This is a genomic window from Sporolactobacillus nakayamae, assembly GCF_900113325.1.
GTDB classification, from domain to species: domain Bacteria; phylum Bacillota; class Bacilli; order Bacillales; family Sporolactobacillaceae; genus Sporolactobacillus; species Sporolactobacillus nakayamae.
This window is the reverse complement of the sequence record NZ_FOOY01000018.1, coordinates 15,463-30,002: the sequence shown is the minus strand read 5'-3', so window position 1 is coordinate 30,002 and position 14,540 is coordinate 15,463. Positions and strand designations below refer to the sequence as shown.

Genomic DNA, 14,540 nt, shown 5'->3' with positions numbered 1-14,540 from the left:
TTTGCCTAAAAAAATGGACAGCCTTAGGAGGAAAAAAATGAAAAAGTTAATTGGATTGCTTGCTGCACTATGTATGGTTTTTCTGATGTTAGCCGGTTGTTCGAATTCAAGTCAAAGTGGAGGAGATTCCGGCAAAAAGTCTGTAGATGTCAAAATGGGTACTGAGGCTTGGATTGGTTACGGTCCGTGGTGGATCGCTGATAAGGCTGGTATTTTCAAGAAGAACGGTATAAATATTGATATCATTATGTTCAAACAGGATTCGGACATTAATGCTGCCTTTGCGTCGGACAAAATCCAATTTGCAAACATTGCTTCACATACAGCAATGAAGATGAAAGCGAATAACGACCTGAATTTAAAGAGTGTTGTTTTTCTAGATGAATCAAAAACAGCAGACGCAATGATCACAAAGAGTAAATACAAAAACTTGGAATCTCTTAAAGGCAAGAAAATTGCATACGAAGAAGGAACAACCTCTGATCTTTTGTTCCGCCAAGCGGTGAAAAGTGCCGGATTGTCCATGAGTGATTTTAAAGTAGTCTACATGGCTGCTTCGGATGCTGGTCTTGCGTTGATCTCTAACAAAGTAGATGCTGCGGTTACTTATGAGCCGTATATTTCCACAATTATTAACAAAGATAAATCGGTACACCATATCTATTCCGGTGAAGACTCACCTGGCTTAATCAGTGACATGACGGTTGCAAAGTCAAATTATCTAAGCAAGAATCCTAAAGTTAAAGCTGCAATGCAAAAAATTTGGGACGAAGCACTAGATTACTGGAAAGAACATCCTGAGGAAGGTAATAAAATTGTAGCTGAAGCTTCAGGTACATCAGCTGATGAACTGCCGACTATTCTTGACGGGATTAAGTTCTTTACTCTTGATGAACAAAAAGAAGATGTCGATTCTGGAAATCTGAGTAAAAGCTTATCAACTATTAAAGAAATTCTTAAAGGGCAGAAACAGCTAAAGAAAGAAATCGATGTTGAAAAATTGATTGATATTAAGTAAATGCATACCAGACAGGTAGTTAAGGGAAGCAATGCTGTGAAAACGGGTTATGTCAGGTATTAAGAATGAGGATTTTTACGAAGAAAAGCGACACAGGGCATGTTGTGGACATGCCCTGTGTCTTTGGAGGGACATCATGCGATTTAAAATAATATCGGGTTCAGGAATTATCCTCGTCCTTGCTGTCTGGGCGTTTATTACTTATACGGGCATGGTAGGCAGTCTCTTTTTGCCAACGCCGACAGCGGTCATTCTTGAAGCAAGAAAACAGATTGAGGACGGTATTTTCTTTCAAGATATATGGATCAGCTTCTACAGAATTTTAATCGGATTCTTGCTTGCAACACTTTTTGCACTTCCGATTGGCGTTATGATGGGGACATCGAAAACATGGAAAGCATTCTGGGAACCGATTGTCGGTTTTGTTCGCTATATGCCCGTTGTAGCGTTCATTCCATTGTCTATCCTCTGGTTTGGCACAAGCGATATGCAGAAATTTTTCATTATCTTTTTCGGCGTGTTTTTTCAGCAGGTCATTATGATTGCTGACAACTGCAAAACCGTGAAAAAGTCAGTGGTTGAAGTCGGATTGACACTCGGACTCAATCGACTTGAAGTGATTAAAGATATTGTGGTAAAAGCAGCGATGCCAAGTATTTGGGATACGTTGAGGACAGTGTGGGGATGGGCTTGGACATATCTTGTTGTTGCCGAATTAGTTGCGGCAACGAGCGGCCTGGGTTTCAGAATTATGCAGGCACAACGCTATTTATCAACCGAAACCATTATTCTAGGCATTTTAACCATCGGCTTATTGGGACTGATCACAGATACTATATTCGGTTTGTTAGCAAAAATGATGTTCCCATGGCATGAAAAAGAAAAAATAAATAATTAATAATTGGAACATGACCGTTCATCGGTTTATGACAGAACCTTGGAGGAAAATCATGAACGAACATCTATTGACTGCAACGAACATTAATCGAATTTTTGTAAGCAAACAGCGTTCATTCACCGCACTTGATAATATTAATCTAACGATTGGCAATCATGAATTTGTTTCTTTGCTGGGCCCTTCAGGATGTGGAAAGTCTACTTTTTTGCGCTTGGTAGCCGGACTTGACAGTGCGTCTTCCGGATCGTTGCAAATGAATGGAAGCATCCTCGACAAACCTGGGCGCGACCGGGGTGTTGTTTTCCAACAATATAGTTTGCTTCCATGGCTCCTAGCTTGGCAAAACGTGGCTTTTGCACTTAAAAAGGAAAAGAACATGCGCAGTGCTGAGAAGAAAGAGCTTGCTTATCATTTTTTGGATCTTGTGGGACTGAAGGGTTTTGAAGAAATCTACCCGTCACAGATGTCCGGAGGTATGCAGCAGCGTGTTGCGATTGCTAGGGCCTTGGTAATTAAACCGCCGCTTTTGCTGATGGATGAACCATTCGGTGCACTTGATGCACAGACGCGGCGTGATATGCAGGATCTTTTAGTAACTATTTTTAAAGAAACCCGTTCGAGTGTTCTATTTGTGACGCACGATGTTGATGAAGCGATTTATTTATCTGACCGTGTTTATATCATGGCCACCAATCCGGGGAGAATTGCAAAACAGATCGATATCCACCTGTCCGACGATAAAGACTGGAGTATTCAGTTATCTGAACCGTTTATTAATTATAAAAAAGAAATTCTGATGGAGTTGAAGCAGCAGAAAAAAAACGTACATCAATCTAAATAATGAGAGGGGTTTCAGGGCAATGCTGACAAAGGAACAGCAACAAGTACTCTCCTGTCTCGATGAAAAAGGATTGATTCGTTTTTTGCAGCGTCTTGTTCAGACAAATAGTGAAAATCCGCCTGGAAATGAACAATCGGTTGCCCAAATAATTACTGATGAGCTGTATCACTCTGGAATTGATACGGTGAAACAAACAGTTGAAGATAATCGATTTAATGTTATTGCCGTGCGGGAAGGAATGGATAAAGAGAAACTTTTATTTAACGGCCATATGGATACCGTATTATGCGGTGATGTTGAGCGATGGAATGATCCGCCTCTCAGTGGAACCATTATTGGGGATAAGATGTTCGGTAGAGGTTCTGCTGATATGAAAGGTGGGCTTGCCGCGCAAATTTTTGCATTTAAGGCATTAGTTTGCAGTGGCATCCTATTTAAACGTGGAATGATGTTGACGGCGGTTGTTGATGAAGAAGTCGGGTTTAAAGGCACTCAGGCATTAATTGATGACCATTGGATTGATGACTGCGTCTACGGTGTGGTTGCTGAGCCTTCCTCTCTGCATATTGCCGATTGTTTAAAAGGTGGAATTGAATTTACACTTCGTGTGTACGGGCGGAGTGCTCATACAGGAGTTGCGTCAACAGGTGACAATGCTGTCATTTCAATGACCAGAATGATTGGTGCTATTGAAAAATACAGCAATCGTCTCAAACGTCGACAGCATCCTTTGTTAGGCAGTCCAACTTGCAATATTGGACGAATAGAAGGCGGGTACGGTGTCACGCTGGTTCCAGAATTTTGTGACATGGCTTTTGATCGTCAGCTGCTTCCCGGTGAACAAATTGCCGAAGTTGACTATGAAATTAAGGACTTGCTGCATCAAACGGCGTCTGAATTTGGGATTCATATGGACTTAGTTCGGACGCAGAGCTTTCCAGCTTGGCAGCTCAGTCACGATGCTGATGTAACTCATTTGCTGCATGGGGCCTATAAACAGTTATATGGCCGCCCGGCAGCATACACAGGATTTAACGGTTACTCAGAAGTGGAATTATTGGCAAGGCACGGACTGCCGTCACTTATATTCGGACCAGGTGACCTTGCCGTTGCCCATGCACCTAATGAATATATTTCTCTTAAACAGGTGATTGAAGCAGCCAAGGTGTATGCACTGCTGGGCTGTCAATTTGTTGGCAAATCGTCAAATAAACAAAATTTTTAATTTGTGTAAATTTCTAAAAACTCGTTGACAGTACTGCTTTTCAAGAATATAATTATTCACAACAAATGTTTTGTGAATGGATTCATTCATAAAAAATAAGATTAAACAGATTTGGTACAGGTGATAACTATGGATTTTCAAACGAACAGCAAAGATTTTCATCAGTTGATGGACAATATTGCCAGAGTGGCTCATGAATCGCCAACTTACGAAAAACTAGCATATACCATCGAAAAAGGGTATAAACATATTATTTTTATGACAGCATCAGAGGTTGCTGAACATGCAGACGTAAGTCAGGGAAGCGTTTCGCGTTTTTGCATTGCATTGGGTTATAAAGGCTATAATGATTTTTTGCATCATCTTCAACAGTTTGTCCGAAAGGAAATTACGGCACCACAGCGGCTTCAATTTACATCACATTCAAATAAGCATATCTCAAACATTCTTAAGTTGGAGCATGAAAATATTGATGCGCTGGAATCGCTACTTGAGCGTCCGGAGTATAAGAAGATGATTGACCAAATGATTCACGCTGATCAAATCATTCTTTTATCTGCACGGATGTCGGCAACTTTATTGTCTTATACCTACTATATATTGAACAAAATACGAGCCAATGTTGCTCAGGTCACACCAGGCACTCCAGCATGGGAGACACTGGAACTGATGGATCCGGCACGTGTGCACATTTTCTCGTTTGTATTTCCAAGATATCCAAACCAGCTTCTTGAAAAGTTAAAGCAGTTGCACCATAAAGGATTTTCTATTTCATCGATCACCGACAGTATTACATCACCTGTTTATGCGGTCGCTGACCCTGTACTAAGTGTTCCGATTACGACATCATCTATTTTCGATATTTACAGTACGCCAATTCTCTTTTTAAACTTGCTGCTTCGGGAAGTGGCGACGGCCACGGATGGATTAGATAAACGAATGGCAGCATTGGAAGCTTTAGAGAAAAGGGATCAAATTTATTATGAAACGTATCATTATGATGCAACACTAGATTAATTGTGTAACGTTTCATCGTAATAGATCTGCTTCGAAGTGAAAGGGAGGGTGTGTGAATGACTTATAAGACACCACAAAATCTTTATCCTGTTACGGTTAACGAAGAAAGGATTGCTAAGAACATTCAAAATCTGGCGCAATTTGGAATGAATAAGGGAGGGGGGATTGACCGCTCGCTCGGCAGCAAAGCGGATATTCAAGCACGGGAATGGCTCAAGAAATTATGGGAAACAGAGCTGCAAGCCACAGTAGCCGTTGATCCGGCAGCTAACCTATGGGCGGAATGTGCTGGAAAAGAAACATTGAAACCCATTGTTCTGGGTTCGCATCATGATGCAGTCGCCAATGGTGGGAAATATGATGGAGCGGTCGGCGTGTTACTGGCAACAGAGGTGGTTCAATCCTTAAAGGAAGCAGGCTATAAGTTGCGCCACCCGATAAAAATTGTCTCATTTTCAGCTGAGGAACCTAATCCGTATAATATTTCAACGTTGGGTAGTCGGCTGATTACCGGCGTTCTCGATAGTAAACAAGTTGGGGAGGCAACGCATGCCTATACACACGAAAAATTATCAGAAACTTTAAAAAGATTAGGAGGTGATGTGGCTAACATAGCGAATCATTTACTAACAGACCACGATGTGGGAGCCTTTCTTGAATGTCATATCGAGCAAGGCAGGCGATTGTTAGATAATGGTTTGTCACTTGCTGTCGTTTCAACCATTACAGGCATTTATCGTGAAGAAATTACGATTTATGGTGAAGCCAATCACGCAGGAACAACGGTGATGGAGAACCGTCATGATGCACTGCTGGCAGGGGCGGAGTTAAGCTTAGCCGTCGAACAGGCAGTCATCAAGCAAAGACGATCCGATGTTGTGGGTACCGTGGGACATTTTGAAATTTATCCCAATTCGGCGAATATTATTCCGGGTCTGGCTCATTTGACTCTCGAAATGAGAGTATCGAATGATCAAGTGCTCAAGGAGCTACTGGTGCAACTAGCAGATAAGTTCGCTGAAATCGAAAACAAAAGACAGATTATTATTAAAAGACGGATTATTCTTGATCAAAAGGCTGTTCCTATGGATCCAATGATTCGGGAAACCTTGCAACAATCCATTAAAGCAACCGGCGATTCGTATTTAGATTTGCCGAGCATGGCCGGGCATGACTCGGTGCATATGGTTCCTATTGCAAAGACGGGTATGCTGTTTGTTCCCAGCCTTGAAGGAAAGAGCCACTGTCCGGAGGAAGAGACGAGGATTGAAGATATCGTTAAGGCAGGCAATGTACTCATTCGAACAGTGATTGCACTGGATAAGGAGCTCGATTGATATGAAGCTGTACAAACCGTTTTTACTATTTGAAGAAGGGCTGTTTAAGCCGGATCGAGCGCTTGTAACCGATGGAGGGAAAATTGTATCCGTAGGAGCATACGAAGCGCTGGTCGCGCGGTATCCCGCTGCAGAAATTATTAGCTGGCCGGATGAAATTATTGTCCCCGGCACCGTCAATGCGCACAATCATTCCTTTCAAAGTCTGTTGCGCGGACTGGCAGCAGATCGACCGTTTCTGGAATGGCGCGATGAGGCACTTTATAAGTACTCGCCATATCTAAAAGCAAAAGATGTATATACCGGGGCCGTTTTTGCTTTTAGTGAGATGATGAAGTGTGGCGCGACGACCGTCAGCGATTATTTTTATGTTCACAATGAGGGGATCGAAAGTGACGAAGCGGTCATTCAGGCAGCTAAAGATGTGGGCATTCGCTTTGTACTGGCGCGTACCATGTACGACTGGACGGGTGCGCCGACAGGTTATGTTGAATCGATTGATGAGGCTGTCAAAAATGTGAAGTATTTAGCTGAAAAATATGAGAATGATCCAATGGTGTCAATCGTACCTGCCCCGCACAGCTTGCATGCGGCATCTGTGGAGATGGTAAAAGCCGGTCATCGTCTTGCCCAGGAATTAGACTGTAAGTTCCATATACACATTGCGGAAGAACCTTTCGAGGTGGACCAGGTGCTGCGTGAGCACCACATGCGGCCCGTTGAGCTGCTTGACAAGATCGGCGTCATGGAAGATGGCCGGATGACGGCTATTCATTGTGTTTGGCTAAATGATCATGAGAAACAACTAATGGCCAAAAATCATGCGTCACTAGTCTATTGTCCGTCGAGCAATATGTTTTTGGCAGACGGTATTACAGACATTCCCGCATTGATGGACGGAGGCGTGACGATCGGACTTGGGTCTGATGGCGCCTGTAGCAATAATCGCATCAGCGTCTTTGAAGAGATGCGGATGTGTGCCATGCTGCAAAAGGTGAATAAGCTGGATTCACTTGCGGTGAATTATCATCAAGCGTTTGCCATGGGAACGAAGGGCGGTGCTGAAATTTTGCAGTTGCCGATCGGCGAGCTTAAACCGGGATTCAGTGCCGATTTTGTGGCACTGAATCAGAACGATCTTTCCATGCAGCCGATTTCGGAAACGCATGAACAGGTGCTTCCGAATATCGTCTATTCCATGCAGCCGACAGCCATTGATTATGTTGTGGTTAATGGAATGTGCACAGTTGATCAAGGTAATCTGAAAACGCTGAATGAGAAACAGATCGTCCTTAATGTTCAGAATCTTATGAACAACATTAATAATGAAGCGTCAAAATCGTGAACAAAAGAACAACGTGAACACATTTTTGAGGAGGCGATTCCATGCAGTTGACAGTTGAAGAACAAGAAATGCTTGATGGGAAATACGGTAAGGGTACACAGATTGCGATGAAAATCCAAGTTGCGCTCGGAGAAGTTTTTGATGCGCCGAAAATGGTCCCGGTCAGCCGGACGCATGTCGCATTGAGTAATCAGGAAGCGGATCTGTGGTTTGTTGAGAAGCTTGTGAATGCGGGAGCTAAATGCCGGGTATCGCCAACGGTCAACCCGGGCTTTAATCTTGAATATTTTCAATGTATCACGACCATTTCGAAGGAAGACGAGCAAACGATTCGCCGAACGAGACAGGCTTATAAGGATATAGGCGCGACGCTGACTTTTGACTGTACGCCTTATCTTGAAAAAAATGTGCCACGATTTGGCGAAATCACTGCTTTCTCTGAATCAAGTGCAACCCCATTTATCAATTCGGTTTACGGCGCAAGAACGAATCGTGAATCGGCACAAAGTGCGCTATGTGCGGCGATTACCGGAAGAACACCGCTCTATGGATTCTTACTTGACGAGAATCGTAAAGGACAGGTACTTGTCGATGTTCAAGCCGACGTGAAAAATGATTTTGATTATCAGCTGCTTGGCTATGCCGTTCCGAAGAAACTTCAGTTTAAAACGCCGGTTTTCGTAAACCTGCCTACAACCCCCTCTCCGGCAGCTTTGATGAATCTTGGTGCTCAGCTCAATACGGCAGGCAATGTACCGATGTATCATATTGTCGGTGTCACTCCTGAAGCGCGGACTATTGAAGATGCATTTCAAGGGGATGAGCCTGAACGCATCATCACGATCACGCAGGAAGATTTGGATCAAGTACACGCAGAGATTACTGATCCGGTTGGAAAAATTGACTTTGCCTTATTTGGTTGTCCGCATTTCAATCTGAATCAGGTGGCACAGGTTGCAGAATTGGTTAAAGGGAAAAAGCTTGAAGTAAAGCTTTGGATCATGACTTCGTCTTTGACAAAAGAATTGGCCACGCGCATGGGCTACCTTGAAACATTGCAAGCCGCTGGCGGAGATATTGTTGACGATACCTGTATGGACCAACCATGCTGGGAATTTCTTTATGGGAAGAAGGGCGTCACTGACTCCCCGAAATGCGCTTATTATACAAAAAGACGGAATATGCAGTTTGTCATTCGAAAGGTAGAAGATTGCATTGAAGCTGCGATGAGAGGTGAAGTGTCATGAGTGAGACTTATGCATGTCATAAAGTATCTGAGGGTGTCATTGAGGGTGACGTTCTGATCTCAACAGATGATTTCTGTTTTTATCTCGTTGATCCGAAAACGGGTGTCGTCATTGAGAAGAATCATTGCCTAGAGGGTCAGTCAATTGCAGACAAGATTCTTGTTTTTCCAAGTGGCAAAGGCAGTTCTGTTGTCCAGGCGGACGGAATGTATCAGCTGAAAATGACCGGAAAGGGACCGAAAGCTTTAATTATTAAATATCCGGATACGGTGCTCGTAGCCAGTTCGATTATCATGGAAATGCCTGTTGTCGACCGTGTGCCGAAAAGTTTTTATGAGCAGGTCAAAAATGGCGACAAGCTCCGCGTTGATGCCGATCAGGGCACACTGACCATTCTATCCTGAACGGAGATGAGCATATGTCTGAATCGCCGCTTTTTCGAATAAAAGGGAAAATTGCGCTGGTTACCGGTGCCGGCAGAGGGCTTGGCAGGGGATATGCGATTGCATTGGGACGAGCCGGCTGCAAATGTATCTGCGTTGGTCGAACGCTTGACGATCTTATTGAAACCAAACGAATGATTGAACAGGAACAAGGCAAGGCAGAAACAGTTGTCCTTGATATTACACAATTTAACCAGCTAAAAGCAGCCATTGATCAAATTGAGGAGCGCTTCGGTCCTATAGATATTCTGGTGAATAATGCCGGGACCGAGATTGCCGAACCTTTTCTGGAGGTCACTGAAGCTCATTACGATGCGATCATGGATGTGAACTTAAAGGCCGTTTTCTTTTTGACTCAAGCAGTGGCAAGAAAGATGAAAGTAAGAAAACGAGGAAAGATTATTAATATCGGTTCTCTTGGCAGTGTTATCGGCCTTGCCGGATCATCCGTCTATTGTTCCTCTAAAGGAGCCATTACTCAGTTGACTAAGACAACTGCTTTGGAATTCGCATCCGAAGGCATTCAGGTGAACGCCATTTTTCCAGGCTATTTTCTAACGGAAATGACAAAGTCCTTCTTTGATGATCCTGAACACAGGGCGTGGATTGAAGATAAAATTCCGCTTGAACGAATCGGCACTGCTGATGATCTGGCAGGGACCCTATTATTTCTTTCCGCTCCCGCCTCTGACTACATTACCGGTCAGTCGATCAGTGTCGACGGCGGCTGGACGGCAGGATAAGAGGCGGATGACCAATGAAGGTATTAAGAAACTATGGAATAGGCGATGTGCGGGTTGAACAGGCTGAACTTCCGATAACGCAAAATGGAGAAGTGTTAATTAAGGTTCACTATGCTGGAATTTGTGGATCGGATCTGCACATTTATCGTAAGGGAATGTTTGTTCAATGCCTCAAGGAAACTATGGGTCATGAATGCGTAGGCGAAGTCGTATCAATGGATGCGGGCGCTTCACTAAAAGCAGGTGACTATGTAGTTTGTGATCCGCGTGTACCTTGTCTCAATTGCTCGGCATGCAAAGAAAATGCATGGAATCGTTGTGCACATATAGGGTTTATTGGCGAAGTCAGACCGGGATGTTTTGCCGAATACATGGCTGTTCCTGTTGAAAAGCTGATCCCGGTCAAAGAGATTAGGCATCTTGAATGGTTGACACTCACTGAACCGTTAGCGGTTGCTCTTCACCTTTGCCGGAGAGCAGCAGTTCTTTTCAATGATAAGGTCTTGATTTTCGGGGCCGGTCCTATAGGTTTAATGGCCTTTTTGTTATTAAAATATGTTTTTCATATCAACCAGATAACCGTCATGGATTTATCTGATCAACGTTTGTCGCTCGCGCAGGCATTAGGAGCCAATACAATCCGCACGCTGAAGTCATCAGACCAGTCGTCCTTTGATCTTGTGCTTGAGACTACCGGTGCACCCGTATGCATGGGACAGGCAGTTGGTGTTGCGAAGTCAGGGGGCAGGATTTCCGTGGTTGCTTTGTATGAGAGTAAGGTCGCTATTGATGCAAATCAAATTACCGAGAAAGAGTTGTCGGTGCACGGTTCAAGCACATACACCACTGATGAACTACGTGAGGCAGCACAATTGATTGAGTCAGGACATTTGCCGCTGGACAAGTTGATTACACGAATTGCGCCGATTGAAGAGGCACCAATCCTTTTTGAGCAATTAGCTAAAGAGGCGCAAGATTGCAAGGTACTATTTCAATTATAAAAGGAGAGGATTCGTCTTTTATGAAATGGATTAAGAAAGCGACTGAGAAAACTTATGAACGCGACCAGAAATTAACTGAATTGGTTTCTGGAATCATCGACAATGTTCGCACGTACGGAGATCAAGAATTGATTAAACTGGCTGAACAGTTTGATCATGTTTCGCTTGAATCGGTAAAAGTAAGCAAAGAAACCGTAAAAGAAGCCTATAAAAAGGTCGACAGCAAAACCATTGATGCTTTGAATTTTGCGGCAAAAAACATTAGATTTTATGCTGAAAATCAGTATAAATGTTTGAAAACAATGGAGATCAGCAGTCCGGTTCCCGGTGTTACCCTCGGTCATCGTCTCATACCTGTTGAACGATGCGGCGCCTATATTCCGGGCGGACGGTATCCGTTGCCTAGCTCAGCATTAATGTCCGTCATAACAGCCAAAATTGCCGGTGTGAAAAGTGTTGCTGCCTGCTGTCCGCCGGCAAAGGACTACGGTACCATTCATCCGGCTGTTCTCGTGGCTATGGATATTGCCGGTGCAGATGAAATTTATGCGGTCGGCGGTGCCCAAGCCATTGCAGCACTTGCCTATGGGACAGATACCGTGCCGAAGGTTAACCTGATCGTTGGCCCCGGAAATCGTTTCGTGACCGAAGCGAAACGGCAAGTACTGGGTGACGTAGGGATAGACAGTCTCGCTGGTCCGAGTGAAGTGCTGATTCTGGCAGACGAAGCATCAAATCCTGACTTTGTTGCCATTGACTTGCTCGCTCAAGCAGAACACGATCCGAATACGAAGACCATTCTCGTCTGTACGGATCGAGAAATGATTGAGGCGGTGCAGCAATCACTTGAAAAATATTCGGGCGAGCTGGTTACTAACAAAATTGCCAACCAGTCATGGAAGGATAATGGTCAGATTATCTTGGCAGATCATTTGGAGGAAGCCATTGCCATTGCTAATCGCATTGCTCCGGAACACTTGGAAGTGCAGACCAAGAATCCTAAGGAAGTAGGTGACCAGCTAATTAATTTCGGTTCGCTCTTTATTGGTTCGCATGCCCCGGTTGCATTCGGCGATTATGTGTCGGGTACGAATCATATTTTGCCAACGATGGGGACTGCAAAGTATTCTAATGGCGTTTGGGTCGGTACATTTATCAAGACATCGTTTTATCAAGAAATTACAGAAGAAGGCTGCTTGAATTTATCCGAAGCATGTATGCAACTGGCACAAGTTGAAGGTTTGCATGCGCATGGAAAGTCCGTAGCTGTCCGCGTAAACGCACTTAATAATAATTAACAGAATAGAAAAACAACTTAACATGGGAGGTGATGTCTTGAAACCGCTGATTTGGATTATTGACGAGGAGTGGTCCGATTACAATATAGAACAAGAACGTCTGAAACAGGCCTTTCCCAACTGCGTCATTAAGTATTCAGGAAATGATTATCAAAAAGACCTTGACGATTTCGGACGATACGCCGATGCCATCCTTTGCCAAGTTTATGTCACCATCGGAGAAGAGACCGTTGAGAAACTGGAGAATTGTCAGATTATTGCCGTTTATGGCGGCGGGTACGATCGAGTAGCTGTTGATGCTGCCAAATCCAAAGACATAACGGTTACCTATGTTCCGGGTTATTGTGTTGAGGATGTTTCTGATTACGTTATTTCGGCCATCTACTTCTTTAACAAGAACTTACCTTATTACTTGCAGGTAGCAAATAAAGGCTCATGGGGAGCGCAGGCGGTATCTGTCCTTACCCCGCGCATTGCCTCATCCACTCTGCTCATTATTGGTTTTGGCCGAATCGGACAAAAAGTGGCTGAGAAAGCAAATGCTGCCCATATGCGCGTGCTCGTGCACGATCCGCGGCTGAGCAATTCTGATGCTATCGAATGCGGAGTTATAAAAGTAACGCTGCAAGAAGGATTGCCAGAAGCTGACTATGTGACGCTTCATACGACGTACACATCTGAGACCGACGGTTTGCTGGCAATGCCCGAATTTAAGCTGATGAAGCAGACCGCACATGTTATTAATACATCGCGTGGGCGCGTTATGAATGAAGATGATTTAATCGAAGCGGTAAAAAGTAAATTCATTTCCGGAGCAATGCTGGATGTGATTGCCAATGAGCCGCCGATAGGCAGTGAAGCTGTTTTTTCCTGCCCGAATATTTATGTCACACCGCACGTTTCCTATCTATCAGTTGAATCGCTGCACACGCTTAAGGAACGCGCCGTTGCTAATGTCATTACTGTGTTAAATGGCGGGCAATCAAAAGACGCGGTTATCTAAATTTATTTTATATAATCACTTAATAATAGGAGGGAATTTCATGAAAAAAATCGTTGTGCTCATTCTTGTTGGTCTATTATCAGCATCCCTGTTGCTCGCTGGTTGTTCTTCATCATCAAAAAGCGGAAACAGCGACAGCAAAAGCAGCAAAAATCAGTTTAAGGGAACCGTAAAGTTAGGTATTTCATCTTGGATTGGTTTTGCACCTATGTATCTTGCAGAAGAAAAAGGGTTTTTTGAGAAAAATGGTGTGAAAGTGAAACTGCAGACTATTCAAAGTGCAAGCGATCGACGCACAGCGATGGCGGCAAACCGAATTCAGGGTTTCTTCACGACTGTTGATACACATGTCATGACGGCAGCTGCCAATATTCCTGTTTATCAAGTGCTGGCCCTAGACACATCCAGCGGCGGCGATGGTCTTGTTGCTAAGAAGGACATAAAGTCGTTCGCAGATCTAAAAGGCAAGAAAGTTGCCATTGATACAAGTGGCGGCGCAAGCTATTTCTGGTTTATGTATATGCTCGATCAAAACAATATGACGATGGATGATGTGCAGATTGTCAACATGAGTGCCGGAGATGCCGGAGCAGCTTTTGTCGGCGGCAAGGTCGATGCAGCGGTTACCTGGCAGCCTTGGCTGACCAAAGCAGAAAAAACGTCTTTTGGTCATGTGCTCCTCTCTAGTGACAAAACCCCAGGATTAATTGTTGATTCACTCGGCCTGCGTAAAGACTTTGTTGATGAAAATCCGAAGCTTGTACAAGGTATTGTTAATGCTTGGTATGATGCGCTTGATTATGCAAAAGAAAATCCTGATGAAGCTGACAAAATTATGGCCAAAAGTATGGGACAGACCGTTAAAGACTTTAAAGCTACTGAACCGGATGTGACTTTCTATGATAAAGCGGGCAATAGTAAATACTTTGGCACAAAGAGTGATCCGGGTCTGATCTATGATGTTACAGACAAAGCAGCAACCTTTTGGAAGAAAGTTAAGCTGATCAGCAAACAGCCGAAGGCGACAGATCTAATTAATGGTGATTTCGTCGGTAAGTAAGACATTTGATTGATCATGATCTCTGTCCATTCTCAGTGGTGGACAGAACTTTTTTTGAGCTACT

At 43.8% G+C, this 14,540-nt stretch carries 14 protein-coding genes; all 14 read left to right on the top strand.

All coding sequences use genetic code 11. The features are described from left to right. Positions 1-37 precede the first annotated feature (37 nt). The 14 genes from BM003_RS12115 to BM003_RS12050 all read left to right on the top strand — a co-directional run bounded on the left by BM003_RS12115 (position 38) and on the right by BM003_RS12050 (position 14,476). A complete protein-coding gene (locus BM003_RS12115) occupies positions 38-1,018 on the top strand; it encodes an ABC transporter substrate-binding protein (protein WP_177184777.1) in 981 nt (326 codons plus the stop codon). A gap of 136 nt (positions 1,019-1,154) precedes the next feature. Continuing rightward, entirely contained in the window at positions 1,155-1,916 is a 762-nt protein-coding gene (locus BM003_RS12110; protein ID WP_093673444.1) for an ABC transporter permease, read from the top strand. 52 nt (positions 1,917-1,968) lie between these two features. Further along, complete coding sequence (locus BM003_RS12105; RefSeq protein WP_093673442.1) at positions 1,969-2,757, top strand: ABC transporter ATP-binding protein; 789 nt, start codon at positions 1,969-1,971, stop codon at positions 2,755-2,757. 19 nt (positions 2,758-2,776) lie between these two features. Further along, the gene (locus BM003_RS12100) at positions 2,777-3,982 is read left to right on the top strand and encodes a M20 family metallopeptidase (protein WP_093673440.1); all 1,206 of its coding nucleotides are present in this window, start codon (positions 2,777-2,779) and stop codon (positions 3,980-3,982) included. 129 nt (positions 3,983-4,111) lie between these two features. Beyond that, a complete protein-coding gene (locus BM003_RS12095; protein ID WP_093673438.1) occupies positions 4,112-4,999 on the top strand; it encodes a MurR/RpiR family transcriptional regulator in 888 nt (295 codons plus the stop codon). A gap of 56 nt (positions 5,000-5,055) precedes the next feature. Then, positions 5,056-6,336, top strand: coding sequence for a hydantoinase/carbamoylase family amidase (locus tag BM003_RS12090; RefSeq protein ID WP_093673436.1), 1,281 nt, complete (start codon positions 5,056-5,058; stop codon positions 6,334-6,336). A gap of 1 nt (position 6,337) precedes the next feature. Beyond that, complete coding sequence (locus BM003_RS12085; RefSeq protein WP_093673434.1) at positions 6,338-7,681, top strand: amidohydrolase family protein; 1,344 nt, start codon at positions 6,338-6,340, stop codon at positions 7,679-7,681. A gap of 41 nt (positions 7,682-7,722) precedes the next feature. Further along, positions 7,723-8,928, top strand: coding sequence for an aconitase X catalytic domain-containing protein (locus BM003_RS12080; protein ID WP_093673432.1), 1,206 nt, complete (start codon positions 7,723-7,725; stop codon positions 8,926-8,928). Further along, positions 8,925-9,332: an aconitase X swivel domain-containing protein gene (locus tag BM003_RS12075; protein ID WP_093673430.1), complete on the top strand. Its 408-nt coding sequence runs from the start codon at positions 8,925-8,927 to the stop codon at positions 9,330-9,332. Before BM003_RS12080 ends, BM003_RS12075 begins: the two co-directional genes overlap by 4 nt. A 14-nt stretch (positions 9,333-9,346) precedes the next feature. Next, entirely contained in the window at positions 9,347-10,114 is a 768-nt protein-coding gene (locus BM003_RS12070; protein WP_093673428.1) for an SDR family NAD(P)-dependent oxidoreductase, read from the top strand. 14 nt (positions 10,115-10,128) lie between these two features. Beyond that, complete coding sequence (locus BM003_RS12065; RefSeq protein ID WP_093673426.1) at positions 10,129-11,115, top strand: zinc-dependent alcohol dehydrogenase; 987 nt, start codon at positions 10,129-10,131, stop codon at positions 11,113-11,115. Positions 11,116-11,135: 20 nt separating this feature from the next. Then, on the top strand, positions 11,136-12,413 hold the full coding sequence (gene hisD, locus BM003_RS12060; RefSeq protein ID WP_093673537.1) for a histidinol dehydrogenase: 1,278 nt from the start codon (positions 11,136-11,138) through the stop codon (positions 12,411-12,413). Positions 12,414-12,450: 37 nt separating this feature from the next. Further along, positions 12,451-13,416, top strand: a complete 966-nt coding sequence (locus BM003_RS12055; RefSeq protein ID WP_177184776.1) for a C-terminal binding protein — start codon at positions 12,451-12,453, stop codon at positions 13,414-13,416. 40 nt (positions 13,417-13,456) lie between these two features. Further along, complete coding sequence (locus BM003_RS12050) at positions 13,457-14,476, top strand: ABC transporter substrate-binding protein (RefSeq protein ID WP_093673422.1); 1,020 nt, start codon at positions 13,457-13,459, stop codon at positions 14,474-14,476. Positions 14,477-14,540 lie beyond the last annotated feature (64 nt).

Coding starts and splice junctions, on each gene's coding strand:
- BM003_RS12050 (WP_093673422.1), top strand. CDS start 13,457: ATGAAAAAAATCGTTGTGCTCATTCTTGTTGGTCTATTATCAGCATCC.
- BM003_RS12080 (WP_093673432.1), top strand. CDS start 7,723: ATGCAGTTGACAGTTGAAGAACAAGAAATGCTTGATGGGAAATACGGT.
- BM003_RS12105 (WP_093673442.1), top strand. CDS start 1,969: ATGAACGAACATCTATTGACTGCAACGAACATTAATCGAATTTTTGTA.
- BM003_RS12085 (WP_093673434.1), top strand. CDS start 6,338: ATGAAGCTGTACAAACCGTTTTTACTATTTGAAGAAGGGCTGTTTAAG.
- BM003_RS12100 (WP_093673440.1), top strand. CDS start 2,777: ATGCTGACAAAGGAACAGCAACAAGTACTCTCCTGTCTCGATGAAAAA.
- BM003_RS12070 (WP_093673428.1), top strand. CDS start 9,347: ATGTCTGAATCGCCGCTTTTTCGAATAAAAGGGAAAATTGCGCTGGTT.
- BM003_RS12075 (WP_093673430.1), top strand. CDS start 8,925: ATGAGTGAGACTTATGCATGTCATAAAGTATCTGAGGGTGTCATTGAG.
- BM003_RS12115 (WP_177184777.1), top strand. CDS start 38: ATGAAAAAGTTAATTGGATTGCTTGCTGCACTATGTATGGTTTTTCTG.
- BM003_RS12065 (WP_093673426.1), top strand. CDS start 10,129: ATGAAGGTATTAAGAAACTATGGAATAGGCGATGTGCGGGTTGAACAG.
- BM003_RS12095 (WP_093673438.1), top strand. CDS start 4,112: ATGGATTTTCAAACGAACAGCAAAGATTTTCATCAGTTGATGGACAAT.
- hisD (WP_093673537.1), top strand. CDS start 11,136: ATGAAATGGATTAAGAAAGCGACTGAGAAAACTTATGAACGCGACCAG.
- BM003_RS12090 (WP_093673436.1), top strand. CDS start 5,056: ATGACTTATAAGACACCACAAAATCTTTATCCTGTTACGGTTAACGAA.
- BM003_RS12110 (WP_093673444.1), top strand. CDS start 1,155: ATGCGATTTAAAATAATATCGGGTTCAGGAATTATCCTCGTCCTTGCT.